Genomic DNA, 26,667 nt, shown 5'->3' with positions numbered 1-26,667 from the left:
AATCTCACAAAGGAAAAATTAAAAAAATGCTTTTGTAATTTAGCCGGCACAATCATTTTGCTATGAATTTAATTATAGATATAGGTAATTCTGCAGTAAAAACCGCTGTATTTCAGGATTCTAAACTTTTGGAGTCTTTTATTTTTTCGCTTGAAAATTTTTCTGAAAAATTTCAGGAAATAAGAAAAAAATATCCGCAAATTGATTTTTCTATCATTTCTTCAGTACTTAAAGATACTTCAACTGTGGAAAGTTTTCTTTCTGAATATACTGAATTACTGATTTTAGATGAAAAAACGCGTTTACCCTTCAATAATAAATATGCTTCCCCTCAAACTCTGGGTAAAGATAGATTAGCTTTGGTTGCTGCGGGCTCAATGCATTATAAAGATTCAGATTTACTTATTATTGATGCCGGTACTTGTATTACTTTCGATTTTAAGAATAGTAGAAATGAATATTTAGGGGGTGCTATCTCGCCCGGCTTACAAATGCGATTGAAAGCGCTGAATCATTTTACTGCCAAACTACCTTTGGTTCAACTTGACGAAAACGTAGCATTAATAGGGGATTCTACTAGTAAAAGTATTCTTTCGGGGGTTTTAAATGGGGTCTCGGCAGAGCTTGATGGAATAATAGATCGCTACAAGACTGATTATAAATATTTAACAGTTATTTTAACAGGAGGTGATACTCAAATTTTGTCAAAGCGGGTAAAAAATGGCATATTTGCCAACCCGAATTTTCTTTTAGAGGGTTTAAACTACATTTTAGAATTTAACAAGACTCAATGATTAAACGATTTATAGTAATCGTAGCTGTTTTTTTTACAGTGGTTGCTACAGCTCAGGAAAATGTCTCATCACCCTATTCTTATTATGGAATTGGATTAAACACTTTTAAAGGAACTGTAGAAAACAGGTCTATGGGTGGGCTAAGTATGTTTTCAGATAGTATTCATCTTAATCTTAGAAATCCTGCCGGTTATGGTAGGTTGAGAAGAACTACTTATGCCCTGGGAGGTTCTCACGAGAGGCTTACCCTAAACTCTGCAAGTGCTGAAGATAATGCCAAAGTTTCTTCCCTGGATTACCTGGGAATTGGTATTCCGGTTGGGGGAAATTTAGGTTTCGGATTTGGAGTCTTGCCATATTCTTCGGTAGGTTATCAAATTCTAGATATTAGAGATGACGTAGCCAGTAGGTTAGAAGGCCGTGGAGGAATGAATAAGGTTTTTCTTTCAACAGGATATCAAATAATTCCTTCATTGAGTATTGGTGTTGATGCTAATTACAATTTTGGTAATCTTCAAAACCAGAGAACGCTTATACGGGAGCAGGTTCAGTTAGGTTCGCGTGATGTGAGCAGATCTGATCTAAAAGGATTTAGCTATAACTTTGGTGTCGATTTTCAGCAAAAATTAAAAAATGGGCTTAATTTACACGCCGCCGCAACATATGCTCCAACTACAACTATAGATGCTGAGAATTCAAGACAATTGGCAACTATAGCATTTTCTCCTAATGGAGAACGAGTAGTGGAAGAAAGGGATGTAAATGTTAATGACTCAGAATTAACGCTTCCGGCTAAATATACGATTGGTTTAGGGCTGGGAAGTGCAAATAAATGGTTTTTCGGTGGGGAATATGTGAGTACAGATGATAATTCTTTTTTAAGTGTAAGTGGTATTGGAGGTGCAGATACTAATTTTGCAGATGCTGCACAATATAAATTTGGAGGGTATTTTATTCCTCAATATAATTCTATAACAAATTATTTTAATCGTATTGTTTACAGGGCCGGTTTTAGATATGAAGAAACTGGGCTTAGCATCAATAATCAGGACATTAATGAGTTTGGCATCACTTTTGGAGTTGGACTACCTGTAGGACCGGGATTTTCTAATATTAACCTTGGATTTGAGTATGGTCAGCGCGGTACAACCGATTCAGGTTTAATTCAGGAAGATTTCTTTAGGCTTTCAGTAGGGCTTTCCCTAACCGAAGCCAGAAGATGGTTTGAAAGACGAAAATTTAATTAACCACAATAATAAAACAAGAAAATGAAAGCGAGATTTATAGCATTAATTACGGGAGCCGTTATGGGTTCAAGTGTTCTAAGCGCACAGTCTAATGATTGTGCAACAATGGCAGCGTTGGCTTATGACGATGCCAAGGCTAAAAATTATGAAGCTGCCTATGAGCCGCTAATGAAAGTAAGAGAAGAATGTCCTAAATATAGTTTGGCGACTTTTCAATATGGAGAGCGAGCGCTTGAATATAAAATTGAAAACGCTGAAGGTGAAGAAAAGAACCAATATATTGAAGAACTAATTGGTCTTTGGGAAGAACGTTTGGAGTTATTCCCGGGTAAAACTTCTAAGGGTAAAGTTTATTCAGACATCGCTCAGTTAAGATTTGACAATAAACTTGGAACCGTTGAAGATCGTTATAATGCTTTTGACAAAGCTTACACAGAAGATCGTGAAAACTTTAAAAGTCCAAAGGGGCTTTATGCTTACTTCCAGTTAATGGTAGATATGCAGGATGAGGGAGAAAGAGAACTTCAGGATGTCTTTGATAATTACGATAAAGTAATGCAGAAGATTGAAGAAGAAGAAAATGATGCAGCTGAAAAGTTAGCGCCATTATTGAAAAAACAGGAAGATGGTGAAGACCTTACTGCGAAAGAGAAAAAGCAAATTAGTAATGCTGAGATCAATCTTAATAACTATAACAGTGTAAAAAATGCTTTAAACGCCAAACTTGGTGCGAGAGCAGATTGTGATAATCTTATACCACTTTACAAGAAAGATTTTGATGCAAAGAAATCTGACGTAGATTGGTTACAGAATGCCAACGCAAGATTATCGGCTAAAGATTGTACCGAAGATCCATTATTCTTCCAGGTTTCTGAAGCATTACACCAATTAGAGCCTTCTGCTAATTCAGCTTACTCTTTAGGACAGTTAGCTGAAGCTGATGGAGACAGAACTAAAGCTTTGGAATATTATAATGAAGCTGCAGAGTTAGAAGAAGATCCTAACGATCAGGCTAGAATTTATTATAGAATTGCTTCTAACTATAAAGAAAGAGGAAGTTTCTCTCAAGCGAGAAATTTCTATAGAAAAGCGATTTCTTCAAAGCCATCTTTAGGAAATGCATACTTGCAAATCGCCAATATGATCGCGCAAAGTGCTAACGATTGTGGAGAAAATTCTTTTGATAAAAGAGCTGTTTATTGGTTAGCTGCAGATTATGCTGCTAGAGCTGCAAGGGTAGATCCATCTATTTCATCTAATGCAAATGAAACGGCTACTGCTTACAGAGGTAGAGCACCACAAAAATCTGATGTGTTCCAACAAGGTAGAAGTAGCGGTGAAGCAATTCAAATTGGATGTTGGATTGGGGAAACCGTGCGTATCCCACAAATGTAATATGAGATTAACATATAAGGAAATAATAACAGGCATTGTCACGCTCACCGGTGTGACAATGCTTTTTTCATGTCAGGGTAATCTGGAAGAGATTCGGGCTTTAGATTTAGAAGGGGATGCACCGCAGGCTATTGCAAAAGGGATAAACCTTAAATATACCGACTCAGGCCGAATGGTGGCTAATTTAAAAAGTCCCAGGATGATAGACTTTACCAACAAAGAATTTCCTTATCGTGAATTTCCCGATGGTTTAGAATTGGAGATTTACGATGAAAATAATGAGAAAAGTACAGTTACTTCAGACTATGGAATAATCTACGATGGTACTAATCTCATAGACTTGCAGGAGAATGTTGTAATCTATACCGCCGATAGTATGCGTTTAGAGGCCTCACAACTGTTCTGGGATCAAAGTATTAACTGGATTTTCACAGATAAGCCTAATACTATAGAATTTCCAAATGGAGCGCTTAATGAAAGTGAAGGTTTTGATGCTAATCAAAATTTCGGTAATTTTCGGTCACGAACCAATATTGGGATTCAAATAATAAAAGACAACAAACCCGATGAGTAAATATTTTAAATACTTTGAATTCGCTTATTTATTTATAGCTGCATTTTTCCTGTTTGAAGGTGTGAGAATCTGGAACACCGAGCGTAGCAGAGCATATTTATTCATTTTTTTTGTCTTCATATCCATCTTTATGTTCTTTTTTAAAAGACGTTTTAGACGCAAGATAGAAGAGCGTAATAAACAGGAATAATGGAAGTTGAAATACTTATTATTGTCCTTTCCTTAATTTTATCAGCTTTCTTTTCTGGGATGGAGATTGCTTATATTTCTTCCAATAAGATTTATATTGAAATAGAGAAACGCCAAAACGATTTTTTGGCCACAGTACTGAAAAGATTAACCAAAAAACCTTCAAAATTTATCGCAACCATGTTGGTGGGTAATAATATTGCCCTGGTGGTTTATGGATTTTTTATGGGCGATTTGCTTATGAATTGGCTGCAAGGGCTTCAGCCTTTGGATAGTGCTTTTTTAGAATATTTAGTGGTAGATCTAAATCTTTTTACCCAAACGGTAATCTCTACGCTGCTAATTTTGCTTACTGCTGAATTTCTTCCGAAGGTATTTTTTCAAATTTACGCGAATTCTATGCTGAAATTCTTCGCGGTGCCGGCATACATGTTCTATGTGCTTTTCGGTCTTATCTCAACTTTTATAATCTGGGTTTCTGATTTTATTCTGAAGAGGTTTTTCAAAACTGAAGGGGATGAAGTGCAACTCGCTTTTAGCAAAGTTGAATTAGGAAATTTTATCAACGAACAAATGGAAACCGTGGAAGATGATGAAGAAGTAGATTCTGAAATTCAAATCTTTCAAAATGCTTTAGAGTTTTCAGATATTAAGGCCAGGGAGGTTATGATCCCGCGAACCGAAATTATTGCGGTAGATCAACACCAGGCACCTCGAGACCTTGTCAACACATTTACAGAAACAGGACTTTCAAAATTATTGATCTATAATGAAACAATAGACGATATTATTGGCTACGTTCATTCGTTTGAACTTTTTAAAAAACCAGAGTCAATAAAATCTATTCTCCTGCCAGTTGTTTTCGTACCCGAAACCATGTGGGTAAAAGATGTTTTAAATAATCTTACTAAAAAACGTAAAAGTATTGCGGTTGTTATCGATGAGTATGGTGGAACCAGTGGTATGATTACCGTAGAAGATATTGTAGAAGAACTTTTTGGAGAAATCCAGGATGAACATGACCCTGTAGTGCTTACCGAAGAAGAAATAGGGGAAGATCATCATAAATTTTCAGCACGTTTAGAAGTAGATTACTTGAATGAAACCTATAAACTTAATATCCCCGAAGGTGAAAATTATGAAACCCTTGGTGGATATATTGTGAATCACACCGAGGAAATTCCGCAGCAAGATGAAGAATTACAGATAGATAATTTTTTATTTAAGATCCTTGAAGTCTCCAATACTAAAATAGAATTGGTAGAGTTAAAAATAAAACCCACAGATTAAATGGTGATTAGTTAATATTTTGCTAATTATAAGTTTTATAATTAGGTTAAAAACATTATTTTCGCCCACTATATTTCGATAAATAACAACTACAAATGGCAGTATTAAATAAAATCAGACAGCGTTCTGTTTTCTTGATTATCATCATTGCACTAGCACTTTTCTCTTTCGTGCTTGCCGATGTAATTCGTAACGGCGGTTTTTCTTCGCAAAAGGACCAAAATACCATTGCAACCATAAATGGTGAAGAGGTAAGTAGGGAAGATTTTGCCCGTCAGGTAGAATCCTACCAGCGTAACATGGGTTCAAATGCAAGCACTACTCAGGCTGTAAGTCAGGTTTGGGATCAAACCTTAAGGGAAACCATTCTTAAAGAAGAAATGGAAAAACTTGGTATTCGAGCCGGCAAAGCTCAAATTAGGGAAGTGATGCGTGCCCAAATGGGAAATAATCCTGCATTTAGAAACGAAGCCGGGGTTTTTGATGAAAATCGCGTTCGTGAATATATTGCCAGCATTAGATCTACCCAACCAGAAGCTTACCAGCAATGGTTGCAAATGGAAAGTAGTATGGGTGATATGGCCCGCCAAAACATGTATTTCTCTATGGTAACTGCAGGAATTGGTGCGACCATTACAGAGGCTGAGCAGGCTCATAGATTTGGTAATAACAGCGTAGATCTTAGATTTGTACAGTTGCCTTATTCTTCTGTTTCAGATGATGAAGTAGATGTTAGCAAAGATGAAATCCGCGATTACATTAAAAAGAATTCTGCTCAATTTGAAAGCGAAGCTTCAAGAAATATTAGATATGTTTATTTTGAAGAGGAGGCATCAGATGAAGACGTTAAGGAAGCCGAAGAAGCTTTGACTTCTTTACTTGAAAACCGCGTTGAATATAATGCAGTAACGAGCAGCAACGATACGCTTCCTGGCTTCAATAGTACAAATGATTATGAAGATTTCGTAGAAGGAAACTCAGATCTTCCTTATGAAGATAGATTTGTTTTTAAAAACCAATTACCTTCAGAATTTGCTGACGATCTTTTCAACCTGGAAGAAGGGCAAACTTTTGGACCTTATCAACATAATGGATACTTCAAAATATCTAAACTGGTAGAAACCAAACAAATTCCAGATTCTATAAAAGCAAGTCATATTCTTGTAGCCTACCAGGGGCAACAATTTGCTCCAGATGTAACCAGAAGCAAAGCTGATGCAGAATCATTAGCCGATAGCCTTGCAGGCGTTTTAAAAGGAAATAAAGATAAGTTTGCTGAGTTAGCTGCTGAATTTTCTTCAGACCGTTCAAACAATCAAGATGGGGGAGACCTAGGATTTTTTCGTCCAGGAGATATGGTTGCCGAATTTGATAACTTTGTTTTAGAGAATAATCAAGGAGATATTGATGTGGTTGAAACTGATTTTGGTTACCACGTAATTCATATTGAAGAGCAATCAGAAAGAGAGAAAGCGGTTAAAATTGCTACTATTGCGAGAGAATTAGAACCTTCAGAACGTTCTATAAATAATCTTTTTAACGAAACCACGAAATTTGAAATCGCGGCAGGCGAAGGAGATTTTGCTGAAGTTGCCAAAAAAGGTGATTATAATGTTAGAACAGTAAATAATGTAAAAGCACTGGAAGAAAATATTCCGGGAGTTGGCAATCAAAGAAGAATTGTACAATGGGCTTTTGAAGATGACGCAAGCGTTGGAGACATTAGACGTTTTGATATTCCTTCAGGCTATGTTGTTGCACAAATAACGGCTAAAAACGAAAAAGGACTTATGACTGCTGAAAATGCATCGTCTAAAGTAATTCCTATTCTTACTAAACAAAAGAAAGCTGAAATTCTAAAAGGGAAAATAAATAGCCAGGATCTTCAGGAGATCGCTTCAGCTAACAATACCATGGTTCAAACTGCAAATGCAGTAAACCTGTCTAGCCCAACTTTACCGGGTGCAGGAAGAGAGCCGGAAGTGGTAGGATCGGTATTTGGATTAGAGCCAGGAAGTATTAGTAAGCCTATTGCTGGAGAAAAAGGAGTGTATGTTGTGGAACTTGAAAGTAAAAATGAAGCTCCAGAAATGAATTCTTACCGCGGAATTGCAGAACAGGAAACTCAGAGTAGAAGACAAAATGCTTCAGAAAGACTTTTTGAGGCTTTGCGTAAAAAAGCAGATATTGAAGATAATAGAGCTAGATTCTACTAGTAGAATAAGCTTTTAGACACAAAGCCCCGGTACATTTTACCGGGGCTTTTTTTATGCCTAAAACTTTCATCTCATTAGTTTTTAAAACGACTTAGATTCCTGAAGAAAATTCGGAATAAAGTCTGAAAGAGGAAACTTCTAAATCAAGAAAATTTTCGATTTAAATTATAATGGATAATACCATTTTAAAAATACGTCAATGGTAATTTATTTCACAGCCTGCTCCGAAATTTATTCGGAGGTCTAAGATCTTTATGAATTATTCACTTAAAGAATAATATCCTCAAAAGCAAATATTGTCGAGTAGCCTATTTTATTGAAATACTCAAAAACTTCAACTTTTTCACCTGTTACCATCACAAAATCTCCGCCCCAACCACCAAGACTTTTAACCGCACCTGGAAAGTCTGGGAAACGTTCTTGCTTTACTTTAGGGGTTTGAAGAGTTTTGGATATTAAAGTCTCATGAATATTAATTAGTAGCTCAAACTCGGTTAAAGACTGGCAATTGGTAACTTGTTCAGTAATTGAAGAAACTTTTTCAATAAGTCCTTTCCTATTATTTGCAGGAAGTTCCCAGTAATGTGCAATGGCTTCACGACTATTCTTTTTCTCGTTTAGGAAAATAAAAAAGATGTTTTGTGAAAAATCAGGCTTAAAATTGGTTTTTAAAACTGAAGCTCCATTTTCGGTAATTTGATAAGTTATTGCCTGGTTATTTTGCGCAGCCGCAATATCATAACCACTTCCGCCAAAGGTGTTTTTAAGCAATTTAAAGGCATCAACTTCAAACCATTTGGCAATATTATTAATTAGAGTAGAAGAGCTTCCCAGGCCCCAATTTCTATTAAAATTTAAACGTGTATTTACTTCAATTCCGCTTTTTTTTGCAGAAAACAAGTTCGGGTTTAGCTTATGAGCTTCATTTAAAATTTGAAGTAATTTTTCTGAAGTTTCGTTGTTTTCAGTAATAAGCTGAAACTGATCATTTTCAAACTCAAATTCACCCTGAAACCAAAGTTTATCATTTTCATCAAAACTATTCCAGCGAATTTTATTTTCTTCAATATTTTTAACTTCCAGCGACTGCCCAAATTTAGTAGGCAACGCTAATGCTTTTGCACCATCTAAAACAGCATATTCTCCGGTTATTAATAGTTTTCCGTTGCTGTAAAACTCCTTCATGACTCACGTAATTTTTTGAGTTGCTCAACGGCACCACTATGGGTTACCGTATGTTTTATAAAATATTGGGTAAGTATTTTCTTTTCGGCTTCGGTGGCATTATGCTGATTTAAAATATTCATTAAATGCATTTTCATATGTCCTTGCTGAATTCCCACGGTGGTTAATGAATTAATCGCTGCAAAGTTTTGCGCAAGTCCGGCAACGGCCACCACTTTCATTAATTCCCTGGCTGTGGGTTGCTGTAAAATATCTAAAGCTAATTTTACCAAAGGATGTAAACTTGTTAAACCACCAACAGTTCCCAAAGCCAGAGGGATTTCAATCCAGAATTTAAATATTCCGTTTTCCAGGCTGGCGTGGGTTAAGCTGGAGTATTTTCCGTTTCTGGCAGCATAGGCGTGAATTCCTGCTTCTACTGCTCTAAAATCGTTTCCGGTAGCCAGAACTACAGCGTCTATCCCGTTCATAATCCCTTTGTTGTGGGTTACAGCACGATATGGTTCTACTTCAGCAATATTTACTGCCTGGATAAATTTCTTTGCGAAATCTTCCCCTTTTAAGTCTTTATTTTCATCGAGTTCTTCCACCGGGCAGGAAACTTCTGCACGCACCAGGCATTCTGGTACATAATTAGAAAGAATACTCATGATGATCTCTATGTTTTTTTCTTCTGAAGAGAAATTCTGATAATTCTGGGCTTCATTTTGAAAAACTTCAGCGAATTTTTCCAGGCAGGAATTTATAAAATTCGCGCCCATGGAATCTTTTGTTTCAAATTCGCAATGCAGCTGATAATAATGCTGAATTTCGGCTGTTTTATTTTTCAATTTTATGTCTAGAACACCGCCACCACGCTTTTCCATATTAGCGGTAATAGGTTTTACCGATTCCAGGAGTTTGTGTTTGGTCGCTTTGAAAAAAGCAGCTAGTTTTTCTTTATTTCCGAAGAAATTAAAATGAACCTGCCCAATTTTTTTGGTATCAATCACTTCAGCTTTAAATCCGCCACGGGTTCTCCAAAATTTTGCTGCTTTACTCGCCGCTGCAATTACTGAGCTTTCTTCGATGGCCATTGGGATAGCAAGTAATTGATCATTGATTAGGAAATTTGGCGCAAGACCAAAAGGAAGATAGAAATTAGAGAGTGTATTCTCTGTAAATTCGTCGTGCAACTGCTGTAACCTGGAATCTTCGTTCCAGTACTGTCTAAGAATTGCCACGTCTTCCGGGCGGTCTTTAAGATAGGTTTCGGCAAGCCAGTCTATTTTTTCTTTCTTATTGAGCCTGGAAAAGCCGCTGATAGGTTTTATCATTTTAAAAGCTAATTTATAGAGGAGCAAAGATACAATTGTTATTTCAGGGAATAAGGCTTTGAATTTTTAGAATATTCAGCGTAAAATTTCTTTAACAAATCCTTAGTATTTAACACTCAAATGCTACTTTTTTTGCTGAAATTTTAGTAAACTTGGCATTCAAAATTCATTCTATAAATTTTATGAAGTTCTCAAAAATACTGGTTGGGTTGTTAGTTGTTGCAACCTCAACAATTTACGCGCAGGATAAAGAAATTAGCCTTGAAGAAATTTACAATGGCACCTTTAGTCAGGAACGTTTGCAATCCCTACAATCCTTAAATAATGGTAATGAATATGTTGTTTTAAACCGCGATCGCGATGCGAATACCAGCAATATCGATGTATTTTCTTATAAAAGTGGTGAAAAACTTAGGAGCCTTCTAAGTAGTAGTGATCTTAGTGAAATTTCCGGTTTCCAGGGATTTGAACTTAGTGAAAATGAAGATAAAATTTTGCTTTCTACAGAAATGAAACAAATTTATCGCCGGTCTTCCCGTGGGATCTATTATATCTACGATGTAGCCGATAAAAGTCTTACCAAATTAAGCAACAAAAAAGTACAGGAACCTACTTTCTCACCTGATGCTTCTAAAGTAGCTTACGTTTTTGAAAATAATATTTATACCTACGATATCGCTTCAGGCGAAGAAACTCAAGTTACTACAGATGGTGAAAAAAATGTCACTATTAATGGTGTGACCGATTGGGTTTATGAAGAAGAATTTGCCTTTGTAAGAGCTTTTGATTGGAATAAAGCCGGAACCCATTTGGCATACTTAAAATTTGATGAAACCGAAGTTCCGCAGTTTTCAATGGATATGTTTGGGCAGGATTTATACCCAAGTCAGCAGGTTTTTAAGTATCCTAAAGCGGGAGAAAAGAATTCTGAAGTTTCCCTGTTTATTTACGATTTAGATACTGAAGAAAGCGAGAAGGTAGACCTTGGAGATTATGAAGATTTTTATATTCCAAGAATCAAATGGACTCAGGATGCTGATGTTTTAAGCGTTCAGGTTTTGAATAGGCACCAAAACGATCTTGATCTTATTTTTGTTGATGCTGAAGATAATGAAGCTGAAGTGATAATGAATGAGACTGATGAAGCTTACATAGACATTACCAATAACCTTACTTTCCTTGAGGATAATAGCTTTATTTGGACTAGCGAAAAAGACGGTTGGAACCATATTTATCTTTATGATGAAGATGGGGAGTTAGAAAACCAAGTAACCAAGGGGGAATGGGAAGTGACCAACTATTATGGCTATGACGAGAAATCAAAAAGAATTTTCTTTCAGAGCACCGAAAACGGAAGCGTAAACCGTGATGTATATTCCATAAAAATTAACGGGAAGAACAAAACCCGTTTAACTGAAAAAGAAGGAATGAATAGTGCAGATTTTAGTGCTGATTATACCTATTTTATTAATTCATTTACCAGCACTGAGACTCCATATGAATTTACGCTTCACAATGCTAAGAATGGAAAACTGGTAAGAAAGATTAAGGATAACTCAGCTTTACTGGAAAAAGAAAAAGCTTATAATTTTTCTCCAAAAGAATTGAGCACTATTGAAGTTAACGGGAACGAACTTAATATGTGGACTATAAAGCCTAATGATTTTGATGAGAATAAAGAATATCCATTATTGATGTTTCAATATTCAGGTCCCGGTTCACAATCTGTTTCAAATTCTTACTTTGGAACTAACGATTACTGGTACCAAATGCTTGCCAATGAAGGTTACATAATTATTACCGTAGATGGTCGCGGTACCGGTTATAAAGGAGTAGACTTTAAAAAAGTAACTCAAAATGAACTCGGTAAATATGAAGTAGAAGATCAAATTGCTGCTGCAAAAAAACTTGCCGAGAGAGATTATATAGATAAAGATCGAATTGGTATTTGGGGATGGAGTTATGGCGGATTTATGTCTTCTAATGCTATTCTTAAAGGGAACGATACTTTTTCTATGGCCATTGCTGTAGCTCCAGTGATTAGCTGGAGATTCTACGATAGTATTTATACCGAAAGATATATGACCACGCCACAGGAAAACCCTTCAGGTTATGATGAAAACTCACCTATAAACCACGTAGAGAAATTAGAAGGAGATTATCTTTTAATTCACGGAGGGGGAGATGATAATGTGCACTTACAAAATACCATGAGAATGGTAGAAGCTTTGGTACAGGCCAACAAACAATTTGACTGGGCTATTTACCCAGACAGAAATCACGGAATTTACGGTGGAAATACTAGGCTACACCTTTATACAATGATGACCGATTTTATCAAAGAAAAACTATAATCTAAATGGCAACAGTAACAAACAGAGTTCCTCAAAAAGAACTTTTTGGGCACCCGGTAGGACTTTATATTTTATTTTTTACCGAAATGTGGGAACGTTTTTCCTATTATGGAATGCGTGCTATCCTGGTTTTATATTTAGTAAGTGCTACTACAGACGGTAACGCCGGACTCGGGTGGACCCAGGGGGAAGCATTAGCACTTTACGGCTGGTATACGATGCTTGTTTACGTAGCTTCCATTCCCGGAGGAATTATAGCAGATAAATTATTAGGACAGAAAAAAACGGTGCTCTGGGGAGGAATTATCCTGGTTGCAGGTCATGGAATTTTGGCTGTTGAAGAAATGTGGGCTTTTTATAGTGGTCTGGGATTAATTATTGTGGGTGTAGGGATGCTTAAACCTAATATTTCCACAATGGTCGGAGGGTTATACAAACCCGGCGATATTAGGCGAGATAAAGGTTTTACTATTTTTTACATAGGGATTAATCTTGGGGCTTTTCTTTCCAGCCTTATTGTAGGTGGCGTAGGAGAGTTTGTAGGCTGGCACTGGGGGTTTGGCCTTGCAGGTATTGCAATGGCGTTTGGTCTTATAGTGTATTTATGGGGACAAAAGTACCTGGTTAATGTAGGGAACCTATTATCTAAAGCAGAGCGTAGCGAAGGAGCTTCCCTAACAGGCCTGTTTACAGATTTATTTAAATCTCCAGTGCAATTGGTGATTTCTGCACTTTTAATGATTGGGTCTATTTATGTGCTTCTTGCAGAATCTGTTTCTTACGGCTTGCTTTGTATCTTTTTAACCCTTGTAATCGCGATGATGCTTATGGTTTATAGAGATCTCACTACACAAGTGATGAAAGATAGATACGTAGTGATGCTGTTATCTTTTATACTGGTAATTGTTTTTTGGGGTGCTTTTGAGCAGGCTGGTGGTTTGATGAATATCTATGCTTTAGATAAAACAAACAGGTCTTTACCTTTTGCGATCCCATTTATTGGAGATGAAGTTCCCGCTTCCTGGTTTCAGTCGTTAAATGCATTGTTTATAATTTCTTTTGGAGTGCTGGTAGCTAATTTCTGGGCGCGTAGAAAGTTAAAAAGTAAAGAGGCTTCATCTATTTTTAAAATGGCTATAGGAGTTATTATAATGGGACTTGGTTTCGTATTTATGGCGGCAGCTTCTATTCAGTTTGAGGCTAATGGTTCTTCCGCAATGTACTGGTTGGTGCTGGCATATTTATTCCACACCATTGGAGAATTAAGTTCTTCCCCAGTGGCTCTATCCTTTATAACCAAATTAGCTCCAGTTAAATATGCCTCTTTAATGATGGGAGTTTACTTTGCAGCTACAGGTCTTGGAAACAAGCTTGCAGGAATTTTAGGTGAATTTGCATCAGATGCAGGGGATTTAGCAATATTTTCAGGAATCACCATCTTTACTATTGTTTTTGCAGTAATCGTTTTAGTAATGCTAAAACCTTTAAAACGACTTACGCATGGGGTAGAAGATGAAGAACGGGAAATGCTGGAACAGGAGCAATACGAAATTGCGGATACTGAAAGGGATAGAAAATAATCTGGAATCAGTAATAATATCAAAAAACGTTCTTTAATTTTAGGAACGTTTTTTGTTTTAAGTATTTTTCAAAAGAAATATATGATTAGAGTAATTACAATAGTTTTTCTTTTTATTGGGATAAATACACAAGCCCAGGAGATCAAATGGATGAGTATGAACGAGGCTTTGGCAGCTCAGGAAAAGGAGCCTAAAAAGATCTTTATGGATGCTTATACCGTTTGGTGCGGCCCCTGTAAGATGCTTGATAAAAACACCTTTACCAATAAGGATGTAATTGAATTTGTAAACGAAAATTATTATCCGGTAAAGTTTAATGCTGAAGGTCCCGAAGAAATTGATTTTAAAGGGCAGGTGTTTAAAAACCCTCAATATGATCCGGAAAAAAAAGGTAGAAACTCGTCTCACCAATTGGCAAAAGCCTTAAAAATCACAGGTTATCCCAGTCTTGTTTTCTTCGATGAAGAAGCTAAATTACTTGCGCCAATTCCCGGTTACAGAACACCAAAGCAGTTAGAACTTTACCTAAAGCTTTTTGCCAAAGATGAGTATAAAAAAATGACGACAAAGGACGCTTTCGCAGAATACCAGGAAAATTTTGAAGGCACTTTCGAATAGAATATAACTTGATTATCGAGTAAGATTTAAGTGTTAGTTGATAGTGAGCCTAAGGTTCAGTTGAGATGCGAAAAGCCCCGTTTTTGCCCGTATGGTGAAAACGGGTTTTTTGTTTTTCGGCGGTTATTCTCCATCTATCAACATAACTATGATAATTACTGCCGTCAGCGATAATTATTTTAGGCTCCAAATGTTTAATAAGACGTTCTAAATTAACTTTGGGCGAATTGCAAAGTAATACCACATTTGGATTGAGATCACCCAGTTCATAAATCGCACTGCTATCAACAATTAAAATATGCGTTTTAGAAAAAGCTAAAATATTCGGAATTTGATTTTCTTCAATTTGATTTATATTCTTTCCAATTTTATAATCTTTTAGCCGAATTTCTTTTTGAAGATCTTCATCTAAATTGTGATAGACATTCAGTTTTTGGTTTTTTTGAATACCAATCATAGTTTTTCTTGGTTTATGAAAAACGATACTTTCAGAAGATGAATTTTGAATTTTGGTGAAAAACATACTTCCCTGGAACAAAATCACTCCGCAGAGAAAGAAAACAAGCTTCTTGAAACTTTGCTTATATATTAGAAGTATGAAAAAGAAAATTAGTAAATACGCGCTTATATTTTGCCAGAAATTAAAATAAATTTCGCTAAAAACAAAAGCTTCTTTCCCGGCAATCCAACCTATAAATTGATTCATTACCCCGATAAGATTTCCATAAGTTTCAGCTAGAATATCGGGTAGTAATTTTAGCAAAGCGAGTATAATAATAAGAATTCCAAGGCTTAAAATAAGACCTAAAACCGGTAAGACAACTAGATTTGAAAGAAAGAATAAACCCGGGAATTGATGAAAATAAAATAAACTTAAAGGCAGAACTCCAATTTGTGCTGCAAGACTTACGCTCATTAATCCCCAAAAATATTTTGTGATTTTAAATCGTGGTTTCCAAAGCTTAAATAATTTAGGCTGAATGCTAACTATGGCAAAAACTGCGAGATAACTTAGTTGAAAACCTACCTGGAAAATAAAATAAGGATTTACCAGCAGTAAGATGAATAGCGAAATAAATAAACTATTTAGAACGCTGGTTTTTCTTCTCATTTGCATTCCAATTGCAATAAACGAAAACATAGTCACAGCTCTAACCACGGAAGGGGAGAGCCCGGCTAAAATTGCAAATCCCCACATTAATAATATTAAAAGAAGGGTCTTAAGTATCAATCCCTTTTTAAAGAAATGAAGAGGTTTAAAAAGCCAGTTTAGGATAAGAAGGATAATGCCTACGTGAAGTCCGGATACCGCTAAAATATGAATTGCCCCGGCGGCAGCATATTCATCATAAATCTCTTTTGAAATGTCCTGCCTTTGTCCTAATAATAAGGCCTGCATTATGGCTAATTGATCTTTCTCAATTTTAGTTTCTGAAAGCTTTTCAATTATTATTTCTCTAAGATGCGAAGCATAAGAAACAATGTTTTTTGATTTGCTTGATAATACCTGGATTTCAGTATTAGTTAATTGTAGTTGCATTTCTACGCGCTGCTGCTGCATGAAATTACGATAGTTGAATCTATAGGGATTTAAAGGCTCAGCAATATTTGTAAGTTTATTTGGAACGAGGACTTTCATTCCCGCAATCAATTCTTTATTAATTGAATCTTTTGAAATACTCAATAAGATCTTTCCTGTAACTGGTCTTGTAGACTTTTTATTAGAAAACACTTCTTCCGCCTCGGCGAGATAAGTTTGTGCGTAAAGATTAGGTTTCAGTTTTTCGGTTATACGAATTTGTAGGATTTCAGCTTCAGAATTTTCTAAATGAATATAATGTCCTGGCTGGTTTTTTGGCTGATGAAGATAAGCGGTAGCAATTCCCAGGCAAAAAATGAAACTCCAGGTGCATATTCCGAAGAAAACATCGTCAAATAGCTGACGGCGTGCCCTTACGAAAGCTAAACAGAAAACAATAAAAAGGGAAGCTAGAAATATAAAAAATGGAATTGCAGGAATCTCAAAATAGAAACCTGTAATAATTCCCAGGATCAGGAATATGGAAAGTTTAATTATTGTGAAATTCAGAAATTGCATCCCCTTGAATTTATTTTCTGGGGCGGCAATGAACTTTGAAGATACTAAAATTTATAACACCCTACGAGCCATTACAAAAGAACCGGTCCAGTAAGGTTCTGAAAGTGAGGAAATAATTACTCCGCGGGAGGTAGAGGAATGTATGAAGTAAATATCTTCCCTTTCTACTTCTACCACCAAGCCAACGTGATTAATCACCTTCCTATTTTTATTGGTTTCGAAAAATAATAAATCTCCCGGGGTAACTTGTTTTAGATAAAGCCTTTCCCCCTCTAAAGACATTGCACGTGAGGTTCGTGGAATAGGAATATTTTCTTCTGAAAATGCTGTGAAAATAAGACCTGAGCAATCCATACCCCTTTTGGTGGTGCCTCCATATTTATAGCGAGTACCTTCATAGCTTTTGGCTGTTGAAATAATATTATGCACCTTTTTATCAGAAATATTTATTTCAGACTTTTCTGAAGTAGCAGGTCTTTTAGCGCTATAAGTTCTGTTGTCTTCTTTTTTGGTGGTAATAACTTTTGAGCGTGAACTTCCGCAGGAAACCAGGCTTATTGTAAAAATTCCAAAAAAAAGTATTTTAAAAATTTTCTGCATAGATCACTCTTTGATTGCATTTATAATTAGTTGTGCCGTTTTTTCACTGGCACCTTTCCCACCAAGTTTTTTCTCCAATTCAAAATAATCTTTAAAAATCCTGGTTCGATTTTCATCTTCCAGTATCTTCTTAAACTCTTTTTTGAGTGTTTTCGTATTAAAATCGTCCTGAATTAGCTCTTTGACCACTTCGCGGTTCATAATAAGGTTTACGAGAGAAATATAATCAAGGTTTACTATTCTACGAGCAATTTGGTAAGATATATAACTGCCCTTGTAACAAACCACTTCCGGGATTTTAAATAAAGCAGTTTCTAAAGTAGCTGTGCCAGAAGTAACCATTGCAGCGTGAGAAAGGCTCAGCACATCGTAGGTTTTGTTCATTATCAATTTTATATTCTTCTGCTTGATGAATGGAGCATAAAATTCTTTGTCCTGGCTTGGTGCGCCTGCAATTACAAATTGATAGTCGGGGAATTCTGGGGTGATGCTTAGCATAACTTCCAGCATCTTTGAAATTTCCTGTTTCCTGCTTCCGGGCAGGACAGCAATTATAGGCCTTTCGTCTAACTGGTATTTTTTTTTAATGGCCGGAAGATCGGGAAGCTCTTTTTGACCAATAGCATCGATAAGTGGATGACCAACAAAGTGAACGGGAAAATTATGTTTTTCTTCGTAAAATTCTTTTTCAAAAGGTAAGATCACATACATATGATCTATATCGCGTTTAATTGCCTTAATTCTATTCTCTTTCCATGCCCAAATTTGAGGGGAAATATAATAGTGGGTTTGGTAGCCTTCTTCTTTTGCCCATTTTGCGATCCTTAAATTGAAGCCGGGATAATCTATAAAAATAACCGCATCTGGATTGAATCTAGTAATATCTTCTTTGCAAATAGCGATATTCTTAAGAATGGTTTTGAGGTTGAAAAGAACCTCTATAAAGCCCATAAAAGCCAATTCGCGATAATGTTTTACCATTTCGCCACCTTGCTCCTGCATAAGATCGCCACCCCAAAAACGGAATTCAGCCTGGGAATCGCTTTTCTTCAGGGCTCGCATTAGGTTTGATGCGTGCAAGTCTCCGGAAGCTTCGCCTGCAATTATGTAGTATTTCATCTTTATAATTTTTATCCCAATTTGGAATTAGGCACAAATTTATAATCACATTTATTTGTGTTCCTAATTTTGGGTCCAGTAATCTGCTGGTTTCATATTAGACTATTTTAGAGATAAAAATCGCAATCGCAGCAATTATGGTGGCGAGAAGCACGCCTCTTGCGTGATAGTCCTGTTTTTTTCTAATAAATACGAAAAATGGCAGAAAGTTTAATATGGCTCCCAGGGCAATTATTTTACCAATATAACCTTCAGTCGTTGCATGCTCCAGGGTTTCATCAATTCCCATTTCAGAAAAAAGTAGGATATAAAGGAATACTCCACCAATGTTGGCTGAAATCCCGGTTAAAAATCCTATAAAAATGTTTTGCTTAATCATTAAGCTCCCAGTTATTTAAATCGTCTAGAAAGTGATGTGCAGTTAGATCGAATTGCACAGGAACTACAGAAACATATCCCTTTTCCAGGGCCCACTCATCAGTATCTTCGCCCTTATCTTTATTTACAAATTTACCGGTGAGCCAGTAATATTCCCTTCCCTGCGGGTTAGTTCTCTTGTCAAATTCTTCTTCCCAATGTGCATTGGCCTGCCTGCAAATTTTCATTCCTTTAATTTCTGAAGCAGGTAGTTTAGGGATATTCACATTTAAAACAACGCCTTTTGGAAGCCCGTTTCTAATCACATTCCGGGTTATTGCTTTTACATATTTTCGGGAAGGCTCAAAATCGGCATTAAGGGAATAATCCAGTAACGAAAATCCTATGGCGGGAATTCCTTCTACACCTGCTTCCACAGCCGCGCTCATAGTACCCGAGTAAATTACGTTAATGGATGAATTAGAGCCATGATTGATCCCGCTAACGCAAAGATCTGGCTTGCGATGTAGTATTTCCTGGGTTGCTATTTTCACACAATCTGCGGGGGTGCCGGAGCAACTGTATTCTTTATGCTTATAATTCTCTTTAATAGTTACCTGCTCACAAAAAAGTGTGTCGCTTATAGTTATGGCATGGCCCATGCCACTTTGTGGGCTATCTGGTGCTACTACCACAACATCTCCGAGCTCTTTCATCACTTCAATTAAAGTTCTTATTCCCGGGGCGGTAATCCCATCATCATTGGTAACTAATATTAAAGGTTTTTTCTTCGTCATAGCCTATTTTTTACACAAGCTAAAATAGTAATTTCCCTTAGAAACCTTATCTTAGTAGTTTAACAAATTATTATTACCTGTTAGCTTTATTGGCACAATTTTTAATGTATTTTGGAGAGCTGTTAATGATGAAATTTATGCTATTTATGAAAAGGAATTTAAAAATCTTGGTGGTAATGCTTTTAATGGCTGCCACCTCTTGTAGTTTTACCACAAAAAACTTCGACGACCCGAATAAAGATAAACTTCTTATAGATCTTATTACCTATGTTTTAAATGAAGGACATTACGATGCCAAAGAGATAAACGATGAATTTTCTGAAGGGGTATATGATAAATATTTAGATGGTTTAGATGGTTCTAAGCGATTTTTCTACGCGAGTGATATCAAAGAATTCGGTAAATACAGAGACCAAATAGATGATCAAATAAAAAATAAAGAAATTGATTTTTTTGATCTTACCTACAATAGACTTTTAAAACGCTCTGATGAAGCGCGTGATATTTATAAGGAAATATTGACAACTCCTTTTGATTTTTCTGAAAATGAAGATATCAATACCGATTTTTCTAAAGCCGAATACGTTAAATCAAAAAAAGAGCTGAAAGAAAGATGGAGAAAACAGCTTAAATTTTCTACGCTTATTACATTTCACGATAAAAAAGAAGATGAGCTTAGAAAGAAGGAAGAAGATGCAGATTATGAAATGAAATCAGACGAAGAGCTGGAGAAAGAATCCCGTGAGGTAACATTAAATTCGTTAGATGAGTATTATGATTTTACTGATGACCTTGATCGTAAAGACTACTTTTCAGTGTATTTGAATTCTATTGTAGAAGCATTTGATCCTCACACGTTCTATTTTGCTCCACAGGATAAAGATAGATTCGATATTGCTATGTCTGGGAAATTAGAAGGAATTGGCGCCAGACTTCAAAAAAAGAGTGACAATATTACTATAACTGAAGTAATTTCTGGTGGACCTGCCTGGAGAAGTGACGAGTTATCTGAAGGTGATGAGATTTTAAAAGTTCAGCAGGGAGATGAAGAGGAACCTGTTAGTATTGTTGGAATGCGCCTGGAAGATGCAGTAGATTTAATAAAGGGACCAAAAGATTCTAAAGTTATTTTAACTGTCCGTAAGAAATTGATGGGTAATATCGAAGAAGTTACTTTGATTAGAGACATTGTGGAGATTGAAGAAACCTACGCTAAAACCGCTATGGTTGAAAAAGAAGGAAAGAATTTTGGGGTAATAAATCTACCTAAATTCTATTTTAATATGGAAGATTATGACGAGCGTAATGCGGCTTCAGATATTAAAAAAGATATTATTCGTCTAAAGGAAAGAGATATGGACGGGCTTGTGCTGGATCTTAGAAATAACGGTGGAGGTTCTTTAAAAACTGTAGTGGATATTGCCGGTCTTTTTATCGAAGAAGGACCAATTGTTCAGGTGAAATCTAATGGGCAGAAAAAAGATGTTCTTTCAGATGAAGATCCTTCTGTGCTTTGGGATGGCCCGCTAGTGATTTTGGTAAATGAACTTTCGGCTTCTGCTTCAGAAATTCTTGCAGCTGCAATGCAGGATTATAAAAGAGCTATTATCATTGGTAGTAAACAAACCTATGGTAAGGGAACAGTTCAGAATGTGATTGATTTAAATAGATGGTTAAGAGGGAGCAGTAATGAGTTTGGCGATGTAGGAGCTCTTAAACTAACTACGCAGAAATTCTACCGTGTAAATGGAGGTTCTACGCAATTAGAAGGTGTAAAAAGTGACGTTGTGGTACCAGATCGTTACAGCTTTGTAGATATAGGGGAAAAGGATCAGGATAATCCTCTACCCTGGGATAAAATTGATCCCGCAAAATACGATGTTTGGGAAGGCAATATAAATTTTGACAAAACCATATCTGAAAGTAAAGCAAGAATGGACTCTAATGAGCAATTAAAACTTATAGAGAAACACGCTAGGTGGATTAAAGACCAAAGTGATAACAATGTACATTCTTTAAATATTGAGGAGTATGCTGCAGCCGCAGAAAAAAATCAGGAAGTAGCAAAGAGTTTTGATTCAATTAAAAACTATAAGACCAATCTAACGTTTACCTCTTTACCTTTTGAAGAAGAGATGTTTGAAAACGATACTATTTTAAAAGAAAAGAGAGATCGTTGGCATACTAATCTTAGTAAAGATGTTTATGTGGAAGAAGCTATTCACGTACTTTCTGATATGAGAAAGAATACTGTTAGGGAAGATAAGCTTGCAAAAGTGAAGGACTAATTGAATAGAAGTTTATAAAAATGATAGGAAAAGTGCTTCAGGAATGGAGCACTTTTTTTGTGCTCTATAATTATTGCTGAAAGAAATATACAGTTAAAAATTGCAGGAAAATAATTAAATTCGCAGTATGCCAAAGAGAAAATATATCTATCCTTTAATTATTCTTGCTGTGGCAGCCTTATTAATATTGACTGAGCGCTGCAATTAGTAAGACATCCTATCGGCATCTAGCTTAATAAAAATAAAGAGCAGGATTGTAAATGCCCAAAGCCCGGAGCCTCCATAACTTAAAAAGGGGAGTGGGATACCAACGGTTGGGAAAATGCCAATAACCATCCCTATATTAACCAAAAAGTGCATAAATATAATACCAATAACCCCGTAACCATATACGCGGGTAAAGGTAGAACGCTGCCTTTCTGCCAAATAAAGTAGTCTTAGCATTAGTAAAATAAAAAGGCTTAAAATAAAAGTACTTCCCAGGAAGCCCCATTCTTCTCCTACGGTACTAAAAATATAATCGGTATGTTGTTCTGGTACAAAATGGCCTTTGGTTTGGGTGCCTTCAGTCCAGCCTTTTCCAAATATACCACCACTACCAATAGCAATTTCACTTTGGTTGGTATTGTATCCAATACCTCGAGAATCTACTTCTTTGCCTAATACGATATTAAAGCGATCCCGGTGATGTTGCTTAAATACATTCTCAAATACATAATTAACCGAAAGTGAAAACCCAACGGCAACTGCCGCGAAAAAGAGATATTTAATGATGTTAGGGCGTCTTTTTAGATTCTTCAAATATGTAAGAATTAAAATTAAAAGTACGCCACCAATTACCCATAATGGGCCAAAGGCAAGGGTGGCTACAAATAAGGAAGCTGCGAAAAAACCAAGGAGTAAATACGCAAAATGTAAGCCTTCGCGATAAAGTGCAAATGCAAAAGAGAAATATACCATTGCGCTTCCGGCATCAGGTTGCAATAGTACAAGTATCATGGGTAAACCAATAATAAAAAAAACCCGTAATTGGTGTTTGAAATCCTTGATATTGGTTTGAATTCCACTTAGATATTTTGCCACTGCAAGTGCTGTTGCTGCTTTCGCAAATTCAGCAGGTTGAATGCTAATTGGACCTATCTGGTACCAGGCCGTTTGCCCTGCAATGGTGCTTCCGAAAATAAATAATCCCGCTAAACTTATTAAACTTATGGCATAAATGACACTGGAAAAGCGCTGATAGAATTTTGCTTCAATGGATAGTAGTATAATTATAAGAAAAATACTCAGGATAATCCAAAGTCCCTGCTTGCTATAAATTTGGTTGAACTCAAAGAAACCCGAAGTTCCTTCTATTAAAGATGCTGAATAAATATTAGCCCAGCCAAAACCTACTAACAAGAGGTAAATTAATATAGTAATCCAATCAAATCCTACTGCGTTTTTACCCATTTAGCGATTAATTATAAAAGGTTCTCCACTTAAGGGTTTTGCATATTCTTCTTCGAGACTGTTTTTTAAGATCCAGTCTTCCATATCTTTTCTTGTTATTTCTTTTTTGATATATTTTTCTACCATTAAACTTGCAATTCTTCCCGCATACCGACTTCCCCAGTATCCATTTTCTACAAATACGGCAATTGCTATTTTGGGGTTATCTACGGGAGCGAAGGCTACAAAAATTGAGTGATCTGTAAGTTGCGTTCTTTTGCCGTCTATTTTGGTATAATTTTCTGCTGTTCCTGTTTTGCCGGCTATTTCAATTCCCGGTACTTGTAAGCTTCGTGCGGTTCCACTTTTATATACTTCATGCATTCCCACAACAATAGGCTCAAAATGTTTTGAATCAACGCTAGTATGATTTTTCACGGTGAACCTTTCTTCTTTTATGGGCTCTCCTTCAACTTCTTTTAAGATGTGAGGGGTATAATACCAGCCGCGGTTTGCGATGGTAGCTGTCATGTTGGCTAATTGAATTGGTGTCATTAGAATCTCTCCCTGGCCAATAGCGTTAGATATTGTGGCAGTAGAATACCACTTGTACGTTGGGTAATTATAGATTCGGTTATAATAATCGGCATCCGGAATTTTTCCGGCTCTTCCTGTACTAAGATCATTTCCCATAAACTGTCCCAAACCAAAACTTTTTAGATGCTTGTTCCAGGTATCCATTCCTTCCTGCGGTGTTGGATATTTTTCTATGGTTTTACGATAAACCTGGGCGAAATATGAATTACAGGAATTAGCAATTCCGGGAATCAAATTTAGAGGGCTCGGGTGTGCATGACAGCCTAATGGACGCCTGGCCCCGTAATTATAACCGTTATTACAGGAAAACCTGTCATCGATGTCTATAACGCCTTCCTGTAAACCAATTAACCCGGTTAAAGTCTTAAATGGAGAACCTGGAGGATATTCGGCCAAAATACCGCGATCATATAGTGGATTGGCTATAGAATCATAATAAAGCCTGGTATAATTACGAGATCTTTTTCTGCCCACTAACAATGCAGGATCATAAGTGGGAGCAGTGACCAGAGACAAAATTTCTCCACTTCCAGGTTCTATGGCAACAATACCGCCTCGTTTGTTCTCCATCAATTTCTCCCCGTAAGCCTGAAGCTCGGCATCAATCGTGATTTTAATATCTTTTCCTTTGGTAGGTAATGTATCATAAATTCCGTCTTTAAAAGGTCCGATGTCCCTATTGAAACGATCTTTTTGGATGTATTTTACACCTTTTTCTCCGCGCAATAATTCTTCATAGACACTTTCGACTCCGATTCTACCAATAAGGTCACCAGAAATATAATAAGGATCTTCGTTAACTTTTTTCTGATTTACCTGGGCAATAAACCCCAGAACATTTGCACTATGATCTACCTGATAATCCCTCAAGGAACGTTTTTGAATATAAAACCCATCATACTTACGCATTTTCTCCTGCAAGTATGCATATTCAGATTTGGTGAGTTGCGGGATAATAACCGATGGAAGAATAGGGGAGTAGATTTTAGCCTTATCAAGCCGTTTGCCCAATTCTTCTGGTTCGATACTTAAGATTTCGCAAAATTCAGTAGTATCAAAAGGTTTGAGATTTCTGGGTATTGCCATCACATCATAAGACGGCTGGTTAGAAACCATCAGGTTTCCATTTCGGTCTGAAATATAACCGCGTTGCGGGTAATCGTAAACCACTTCAATTGCGTTGTCCTGAGATCTAACCACAAAAGAATCATCCATTATTTGTAGATAGAAAAGCCGGGCAAGAAATATGATGCCGGTGGTAAGAATGATAATGTATAAAAGTAATTTTCTCATCTATATTTTTTGCTGAAAACTGCCAGACTTAGAATAATCAAAATAACACTGAAGATCCCTGAAAGAAACGTTTTTTTAAGGACTATTATTATATGACTAAAGCTGAACATTTCCAAGAAAAATAAGATAAAATGATGAATTATTATACTGATAAAAATATAGCTTAACCGGGCACCAAATGGCGTGGTAGAAAGTCTTAAATTTTGGTGATCATAGCTTATCCCAAAAGAGAACCTTAGTAGGTTAGGCCTAATAAATGCGGTAACCAAACATGCAGCGGCATGCATACCCCCACTATCTTCAAAAAGATCTATACTAAAACCCAGTAAGAAAGCAAGAACTAAAAATAGACTATGATTGCTGTTAAAGGGATAAAGTAAAATGAATAGCACATAAAGATAGGGATTTATGTAGCCTAATAAGTTGATATTATTCAGGATCAAAACCTGTAAAAATACAAGCCCTGCAAATCTGATGATATTTTTTAGAATATTATTGTTCATCTTCCCCTTCTAATTCCTTTATTTCTTCTTTATCACGATTTTCAATAACATATACATAACCAATATTGGTCATATCATTAAAGAGCTTCACATTAATGGTGTAATAGCTTTCACTTTGATCCAGTTTAAAATCTTCAATACGACCTATAAGTATCCCTTCCGGGAAAATTAAAGACCTACCTCCGGTTACAATAGTGTCACCTTTTTTTACCGGGGCCTGCCTGGGTACATCTACTAACTGAACAATATTAGGATCTTCACCATTCCAGATTAAACTTCCAAAATGATTGCTTTTATTCAGTTGAGCATTAATCTTTGATTCTGAATTTAAAATTGAAATTACACGAGAAAAGCGGTTATTAACACGGTCTACAATACCAATAACTCCTTTACTGGTAATCACTCCAAATTCAGATTTTATTCCTGCTTCTTTTCCTTGATTTAGTGTGAGGAAATTATTCGGTTTAGCGTAATTGTTATTGATTACCCTTGCTGTTCTAAAATAATAGATACCATCAAAACTGGAAGTGTCTGTATAGTTTTCTACAGAAATTGTATCGTTTAAATTTGTGAGTACGTTGCGAAGCTGTTTATTTTCTTCCATTAAGCGCTCGTTGTACTCATCTAAATGCATGTACTTATCGAAATCGTTAGCCCAGGAATAAACCCCACCGGTTAGACTGTTGGCCGAACTAATAAAGCTGCTTTTATGGAAAGAATGGGTTTGAATCGTGAAAAATACAGACAATGCAAGCAAAAATAAGAATAAGATCGTGTTCTTATTCCTGATAAGAAAATTGAAAATTTGCTGCATAAAACTACTCCT

At 36.2% G+C, this 26,667-nt stretch carries 20 protein-coding genes; 10 read left to right on the top strand and 10 right to left on the bottom strand.

Going from position 1 to position 26,667, the window contains the following annotated elements; genetic code table 11:
- Positions 1-62: 62 nt before the first annotated feature.
- The 6 genes from FG27_RS06160 to FG27_RS06130 all read left to right on the top strand — a co-directional run bounded on the left by FG27_RS06160 (position 63) and on the right by FG27_RS06130 (position 7,705).
- Complete coding sequence (locus FG27_RS06160) at positions 63-794, top strand: type III pantothenate kinase (RefSeq protein WP_037316910.1); 732 nt, start codon at positions 63-65, stop codon at positions 792-794.
- Positions 791-2,041 (top strand): membrane protein, encoded by a 1,251-nt coding sequence (locus FG27_RS06155; RefSeq protein WP_037316907.1) that lies wholly within the window; start codon positions 791-793, stop codon positions 2,039-2,041. Before FG27_RS06160 ends, FG27_RS06155 begins: the two co-directional genes overlap by 4 nt.
- A 21-nt stretch (positions 2,042-2,062) precedes the next feature.
- Positions 2,063-3,436: a tetratricopeptide repeat protein gene (locus FG27_RS06150; RefSeq protein ID WP_037316904.1), complete on the top strand. Its 1,374-nt coding sequence runs from the start codon at positions 2,063-2,065 to the stop codon at positions 3,434-3,436.
- Between the two features lies 1 nt (position 3,437).
- A complete protein-coding gene (gene lptC, locus FG27_RS06145; protein ID WP_037316901.1) occupies positions 3,438-4,010 on the top strand; it encodes an LPS export ABC transporter periplasmic protein LptC in 573 nt (190 codons plus the stop codon).
- Between the two features lie 189 nt (positions 4,011-4,199).
- Complete coding sequence (locus FG27_RS06135; protein WP_037316895.1) at positions 4,200-5,489, top strand: hemolysin family protein; 1,290 nt, start codon at positions 4,200-4,202, stop codon at positions 5,487-5,489.
- Positions 5,490-5,584: 95 nt separating this feature from the next.
- On the top strand, positions 5,585-7,705 hold the full coding sequence (locus tag FG27_RS06130; RefSeq protein WP_037316892.1) for a peptidylprolyl isomerase: 2,121 nt from the start codon (positions 5,585-5,587) through the stop codon (positions 7,703-7,705).
- 267 nt (positions 7,706-7,972) lie between these two features.
- On the opposite strand, the gene FG27_RS06125 is transcribed toward FG27_RS06130, so the two are convergent.
- Positions 7,973-8,890, bottom strand: coding sequence for a GYDIA family GHMP kinase (locus FG27_RS06125; protein ID WP_037316888.1), 918 nt, complete (start codon positions 8,888-8,890; stop codon positions 7,973-7,975).
- On the bottom strand, positions 8,887-10,206 hold the full coding sequence (locus FG27_RS06120; protein WP_037316885.1) for a hydroxymethylglutaryl-CoA reductase, degradative: 1,320 nt from the start codon (positions 10,204-10,206) through the stop codon (positions 8,887-8,889). The genes FG27_RS06125 and FG27_RS06120 overlap by 4 nt, the downstream gene beginning before the upstream one ends.
- Before the next feature lie 182 nt (positions 10,207-10,388).
- Here FG27_RS06120 and FG27_RS06115 point away from each other — a divergent pair, with 182 nt between their 5' ends.
- From FG27_RS06115 to FG27_RS06105, 3 genes are all read left to right on the top strand, one after another.
- Positions 10,389-12,560, top strand: coding sequence for a S9 family peptidase (locus tag FG27_RS06115; protein ID WP_037321979.1), 2,172 nt, complete (start codon positions 10,389-10,391; stop codon positions 12,558-12,560).
- Positions 12,561-12,565: 5 nt separating this feature from the next.
- Complete coding sequence (locus FG27_RS06110; protein WP_037316882.1) at positions 12,566-14,140, top strand: peptide MFS transporter; 1,575 nt, start codon at positions 12,566-12,568, stop codon at positions 14,138-14,140.
- An 81-nt stretch (positions 14,141-14,221) separates the two neighbouring features.
- Positions 14,222-14,758: a thioredoxin fold domain-containing protein gene (locus FG27_RS06105; protein WP_037316879.1), complete on the top strand. Its 537-nt coding sequence runs from the start codon at positions 14,222-14,224 to the stop codon at positions 14,756-14,758.
- Positions 14,759-14,807: 49 nt separating this feature from the next.
- On the opposite strand, the gene FG27_RS06100 is transcribed toward FG27_RS06105, so the two are convergent.
- The 5 genes from FG27_RS06100 to surE all read right to left on the bottom strand — a co-directional run bounded on the left by FG27_RS06100 (position 14,808) and on the right by surE (position 19,729).
- On the bottom strand, positions 14,808-16,856 hold the full coding sequence (locus FG27_RS06100; RefSeq protein ID WP_037316876.1) for a ComEC/Rec2 family competence protein: 2,049 nt from the start codon (positions 16,854-16,856) through the stop codon (positions 14,808-14,810).
- 51 nt (positions 16,857-16,907) lie between these two features.
- Positions 16,908-17,456, bottom strand: a complete 549-nt coding sequence (locus FG27_RS06095; protein ID WP_037316873.1) for a C40 family peptidase — start codon at positions 17,454-17,456, stop codon at positions 16,908-16,910.
- Positions 17,457-17,459: 3 nt separating this feature from the next.
- Positions 17,460-18,575, bottom strand: a complete 1,116-nt coding sequence (gene lpxB / locus FG27_RS06090) for a lipid-A-disaccharide synthase (protein ID WP_037316871.1) — start codon at positions 18,573-18,575, stop codon at positions 17,460-17,462.
- A 97-nt stretch (positions 18,576-18,672) separates the two neighbouring features.
- On the bottom strand, positions 18,673-18,954 hold the full coding sequence (locus tag FG27_RS06085; RefSeq protein ID WP_037316868.1) for a hypothetical protein: 282 nt from the start codon (positions 18,952-18,954) through the stop codon (positions 18,673-18,675).
- Complete coding sequence (gene surE / locus FG27_RS06080; RefSeq protein ID WP_037316865.1) at positions 18,947-19,729, bottom strand: 5'/3'-nucleotidase SurE; 783 nt, start codon at positions 19,727-19,729, stop codon at positions 18,947-18,949. The genes FG27_RS06085 and surE overlap by 8 nt, the downstream gene beginning before the upstream one ends.
- Before the next feature lie 146 nt (positions 19,730-19,875).
- Here surE and FG27_RS06075 point away from each other — a divergent pair, with 146 nt between their 5' ends.
- Positions 19,876-22,017: a carboxy terminal-processing peptidase gene (locus FG27_RS06075; protein ID WP_037321978.1), complete on the top strand. Its 2,142-nt coding sequence runs from the start codon at positions 19,876-19,878 to the stop codon at positions 22,015-22,017.
- A 204-nt stretch (positions 22,018-22,221) separates the two neighbouring features.
- On the opposite strand, the gene rodA is transcribed toward FG27_RS06075, so the two are convergent.
- The 3 genes from rodA to mreC all read right to left on the bottom strand — a co-directional run bounded on the left by rodA (position 22,222) and on the right by mreC (position 26,655).
- Complete coding sequence (gene rodA / locus FG27_RS06070; RefSeq protein ID WP_037316862.1) at positions 22,222-23,469, bottom strand: rod shape-determining protein RodA; 1,248 nt, start codon at positions 23,467-23,469, stop codon at positions 22,222-22,224.
- Entirely contained in the window at positions 23,470-25,338 is a 1,869-nt protein-coding gene (gene mrdA / locus FG27_RS06065; protein WP_037316859.1) for a penicillin-binding protein 2, read from the bottom strand. It lies immediately after the preceding gene.
- Between the two features lie 492 nt (positions 25,339-25,830).
- Positions 25,831-26,655, bottom strand: coding sequence for a rod shape-determining protein MreC (gene mreC, locus FG27_RS06055; RefSeq protein ID WP_037316854.1), 825 nt, complete (start codon positions 26,653-26,655; stop codon positions 25,831-25,833).
- Between the last annotated feature and the right edge of the window lie 12 nt (positions 26,656-26,667).

It is taken from the genome of Salegentibacter sp. Hel_I_6 (assembly GCF_000745315.1).
Taxonomy (GTDB): Bacteria; Bacteroidota; Bacteroidia; order Flavobacteriales; family Flavobacteriaceae; genus Salegentibacter.
Note: the sequence above shows the minus strand (reverse complement) of the source record. Positions and strands in the feature narration are given on the sequence as shown.

What these genes read in the sequence shown, in the direction of transcription:
- FG27_RS06160 (WP_037316910.1), top strand. Translation starts at nt 63, where the DNA reads ATGAATTTAATTATAGATATAGGTAATTCTGCAGTAAAAACCGCTGTA.
- FG27_RS06155 (WP_037316907.1), top strand. Translation starts at nt 791, where the DNA reads ATGATTAAACGATTTATAGTAATCGTAGCTGTTTTTTTTACAGTGGTT.
- FG27_RS06150 (WP_037316904.1), top strand. Translation starts at nt 2,063, where the DNA reads ATGAAAGCGAGATTTATAGCATTAATTACGGGAGCCGTTATGGGTTCA.
- lptC (WP_037316901.1), top strand. Translation starts at nt 3,438, where the DNA reads ATGAGATTAACATATAAGGAAATAATAACAGGCATTGTCACGCTCACC.
- FG27_RS06135 (WP_037316895.1), top strand. Translation starts at nt 4,200, where the DNA reads ATGGAAGTTGAAATACTTATTATTGTCCTTTCCTTAATTTTATCAGCT.
- FG27_RS06130 (WP_037316892.1), top strand. Translation starts at nt 5,585, where the DNA reads ATGGCAGTATTAAATAAAATCAGACAGCGTTCTGTTTTCTTGATTATC.
- FG27_RS06125 (WP_037316888.1), bottom strand. Translation starts at nt 8,890, where the DNA reads ATGAAGGAGTTTTACAGCAACGGAAAACTATTAATAACCGGAGAATAT.
- FG27_RS06120 (WP_037316885.1), bottom strand. Translation starts at nt 10,206, where the DNA reads ATGATAAAACCTATCAGCGGCTTTTCCAGGCTCAATAAGAAAGAAAAA.
- FG27_RS06115 (WP_037321979.1), top strand. Translation starts at nt 10,389, where the DNA reads ATGAAGTTCTCAAAAATACTGGTTGGGTTGTTAGTTGTTGCAACCTCA.
- FG27_RS06110 (WP_037316882.1), top strand. Translation starts at nt 12,566, where the DNA reads ATGGCAACAGTAACAAACAGAGTTCCTCAAAAAGAACTTTTTGGGCAC.
- FG27_RS06105 (WP_037316879.1), top strand. Translation starts at nt 14,222, where the DNA reads ATGATTAGAGTAATTACAATAGTTTTTCTTTTTATTGGGATAAATACA.
- FG27_RS06100 (WP_037316876.1), bottom strand. Translation starts at nt 16,856, where the DNA reads ATGCAATTTCTGAATTTCACAATAATTAAACTTTCCATATTCCTGATC.
- FG27_RS06095 (WP_037316873.1), bottom strand. Translation starts at nt 17,456, where the DNA reads ATGCAGAAAATTTTTAAAATACTTTTTTTTGGAATTTTTACAATAAGC.
- lpxB (WP_037316871.1), bottom strand. Translation starts at nt 18,575, where the DNA reads ATGAAATACTACATAATTGCAGGCGAAGCTTCCGGAGACTTGCACGCA.
- FG27_RS06085 (WP_037316868.1), bottom strand. Translation starts at nt 18,954, where the DNA reads ATGATTAAGCAAAACATTTTTATAGGATTTTTAACCGGGATTTCAGCC.
- surE (WP_037316865.1), bottom strand. Translation starts at nt 19,729, where the DNA reads ATGACGAAGAAAAAACCTTTAATATTAGTTACCAATGATGATGGGATT.
- FG27_RS06075 (WP_037321978.1), top strand. Translation starts at nt 19,876, where the DNA reads ATGAAAAGGAATTTAAAAATCTTGGTGGTAATGCTTTTAATGGCTGCC.
- rodA (WP_037316862.1), bottom strand. Translation starts at nt 23,469, where the DNA reads ATGGGTAAAAACGCAGTAGGATTTGATTGGATTACTATATTAATTTAC.
- mrdA (WP_037316859.1), bottom strand. Translation starts at nt 25,338, where the DNA reads ATGAGAAAATTACTTTTATACATTATCATTCTTACCACCGGCATCATA.
- mreC (WP_037316854.1), bottom strand. Translation starts at nt 26,655, where the DNA reads ATGCAGCAAATTTTCAATTTTCTTATCAGGAATAAGAACACGATCTTA.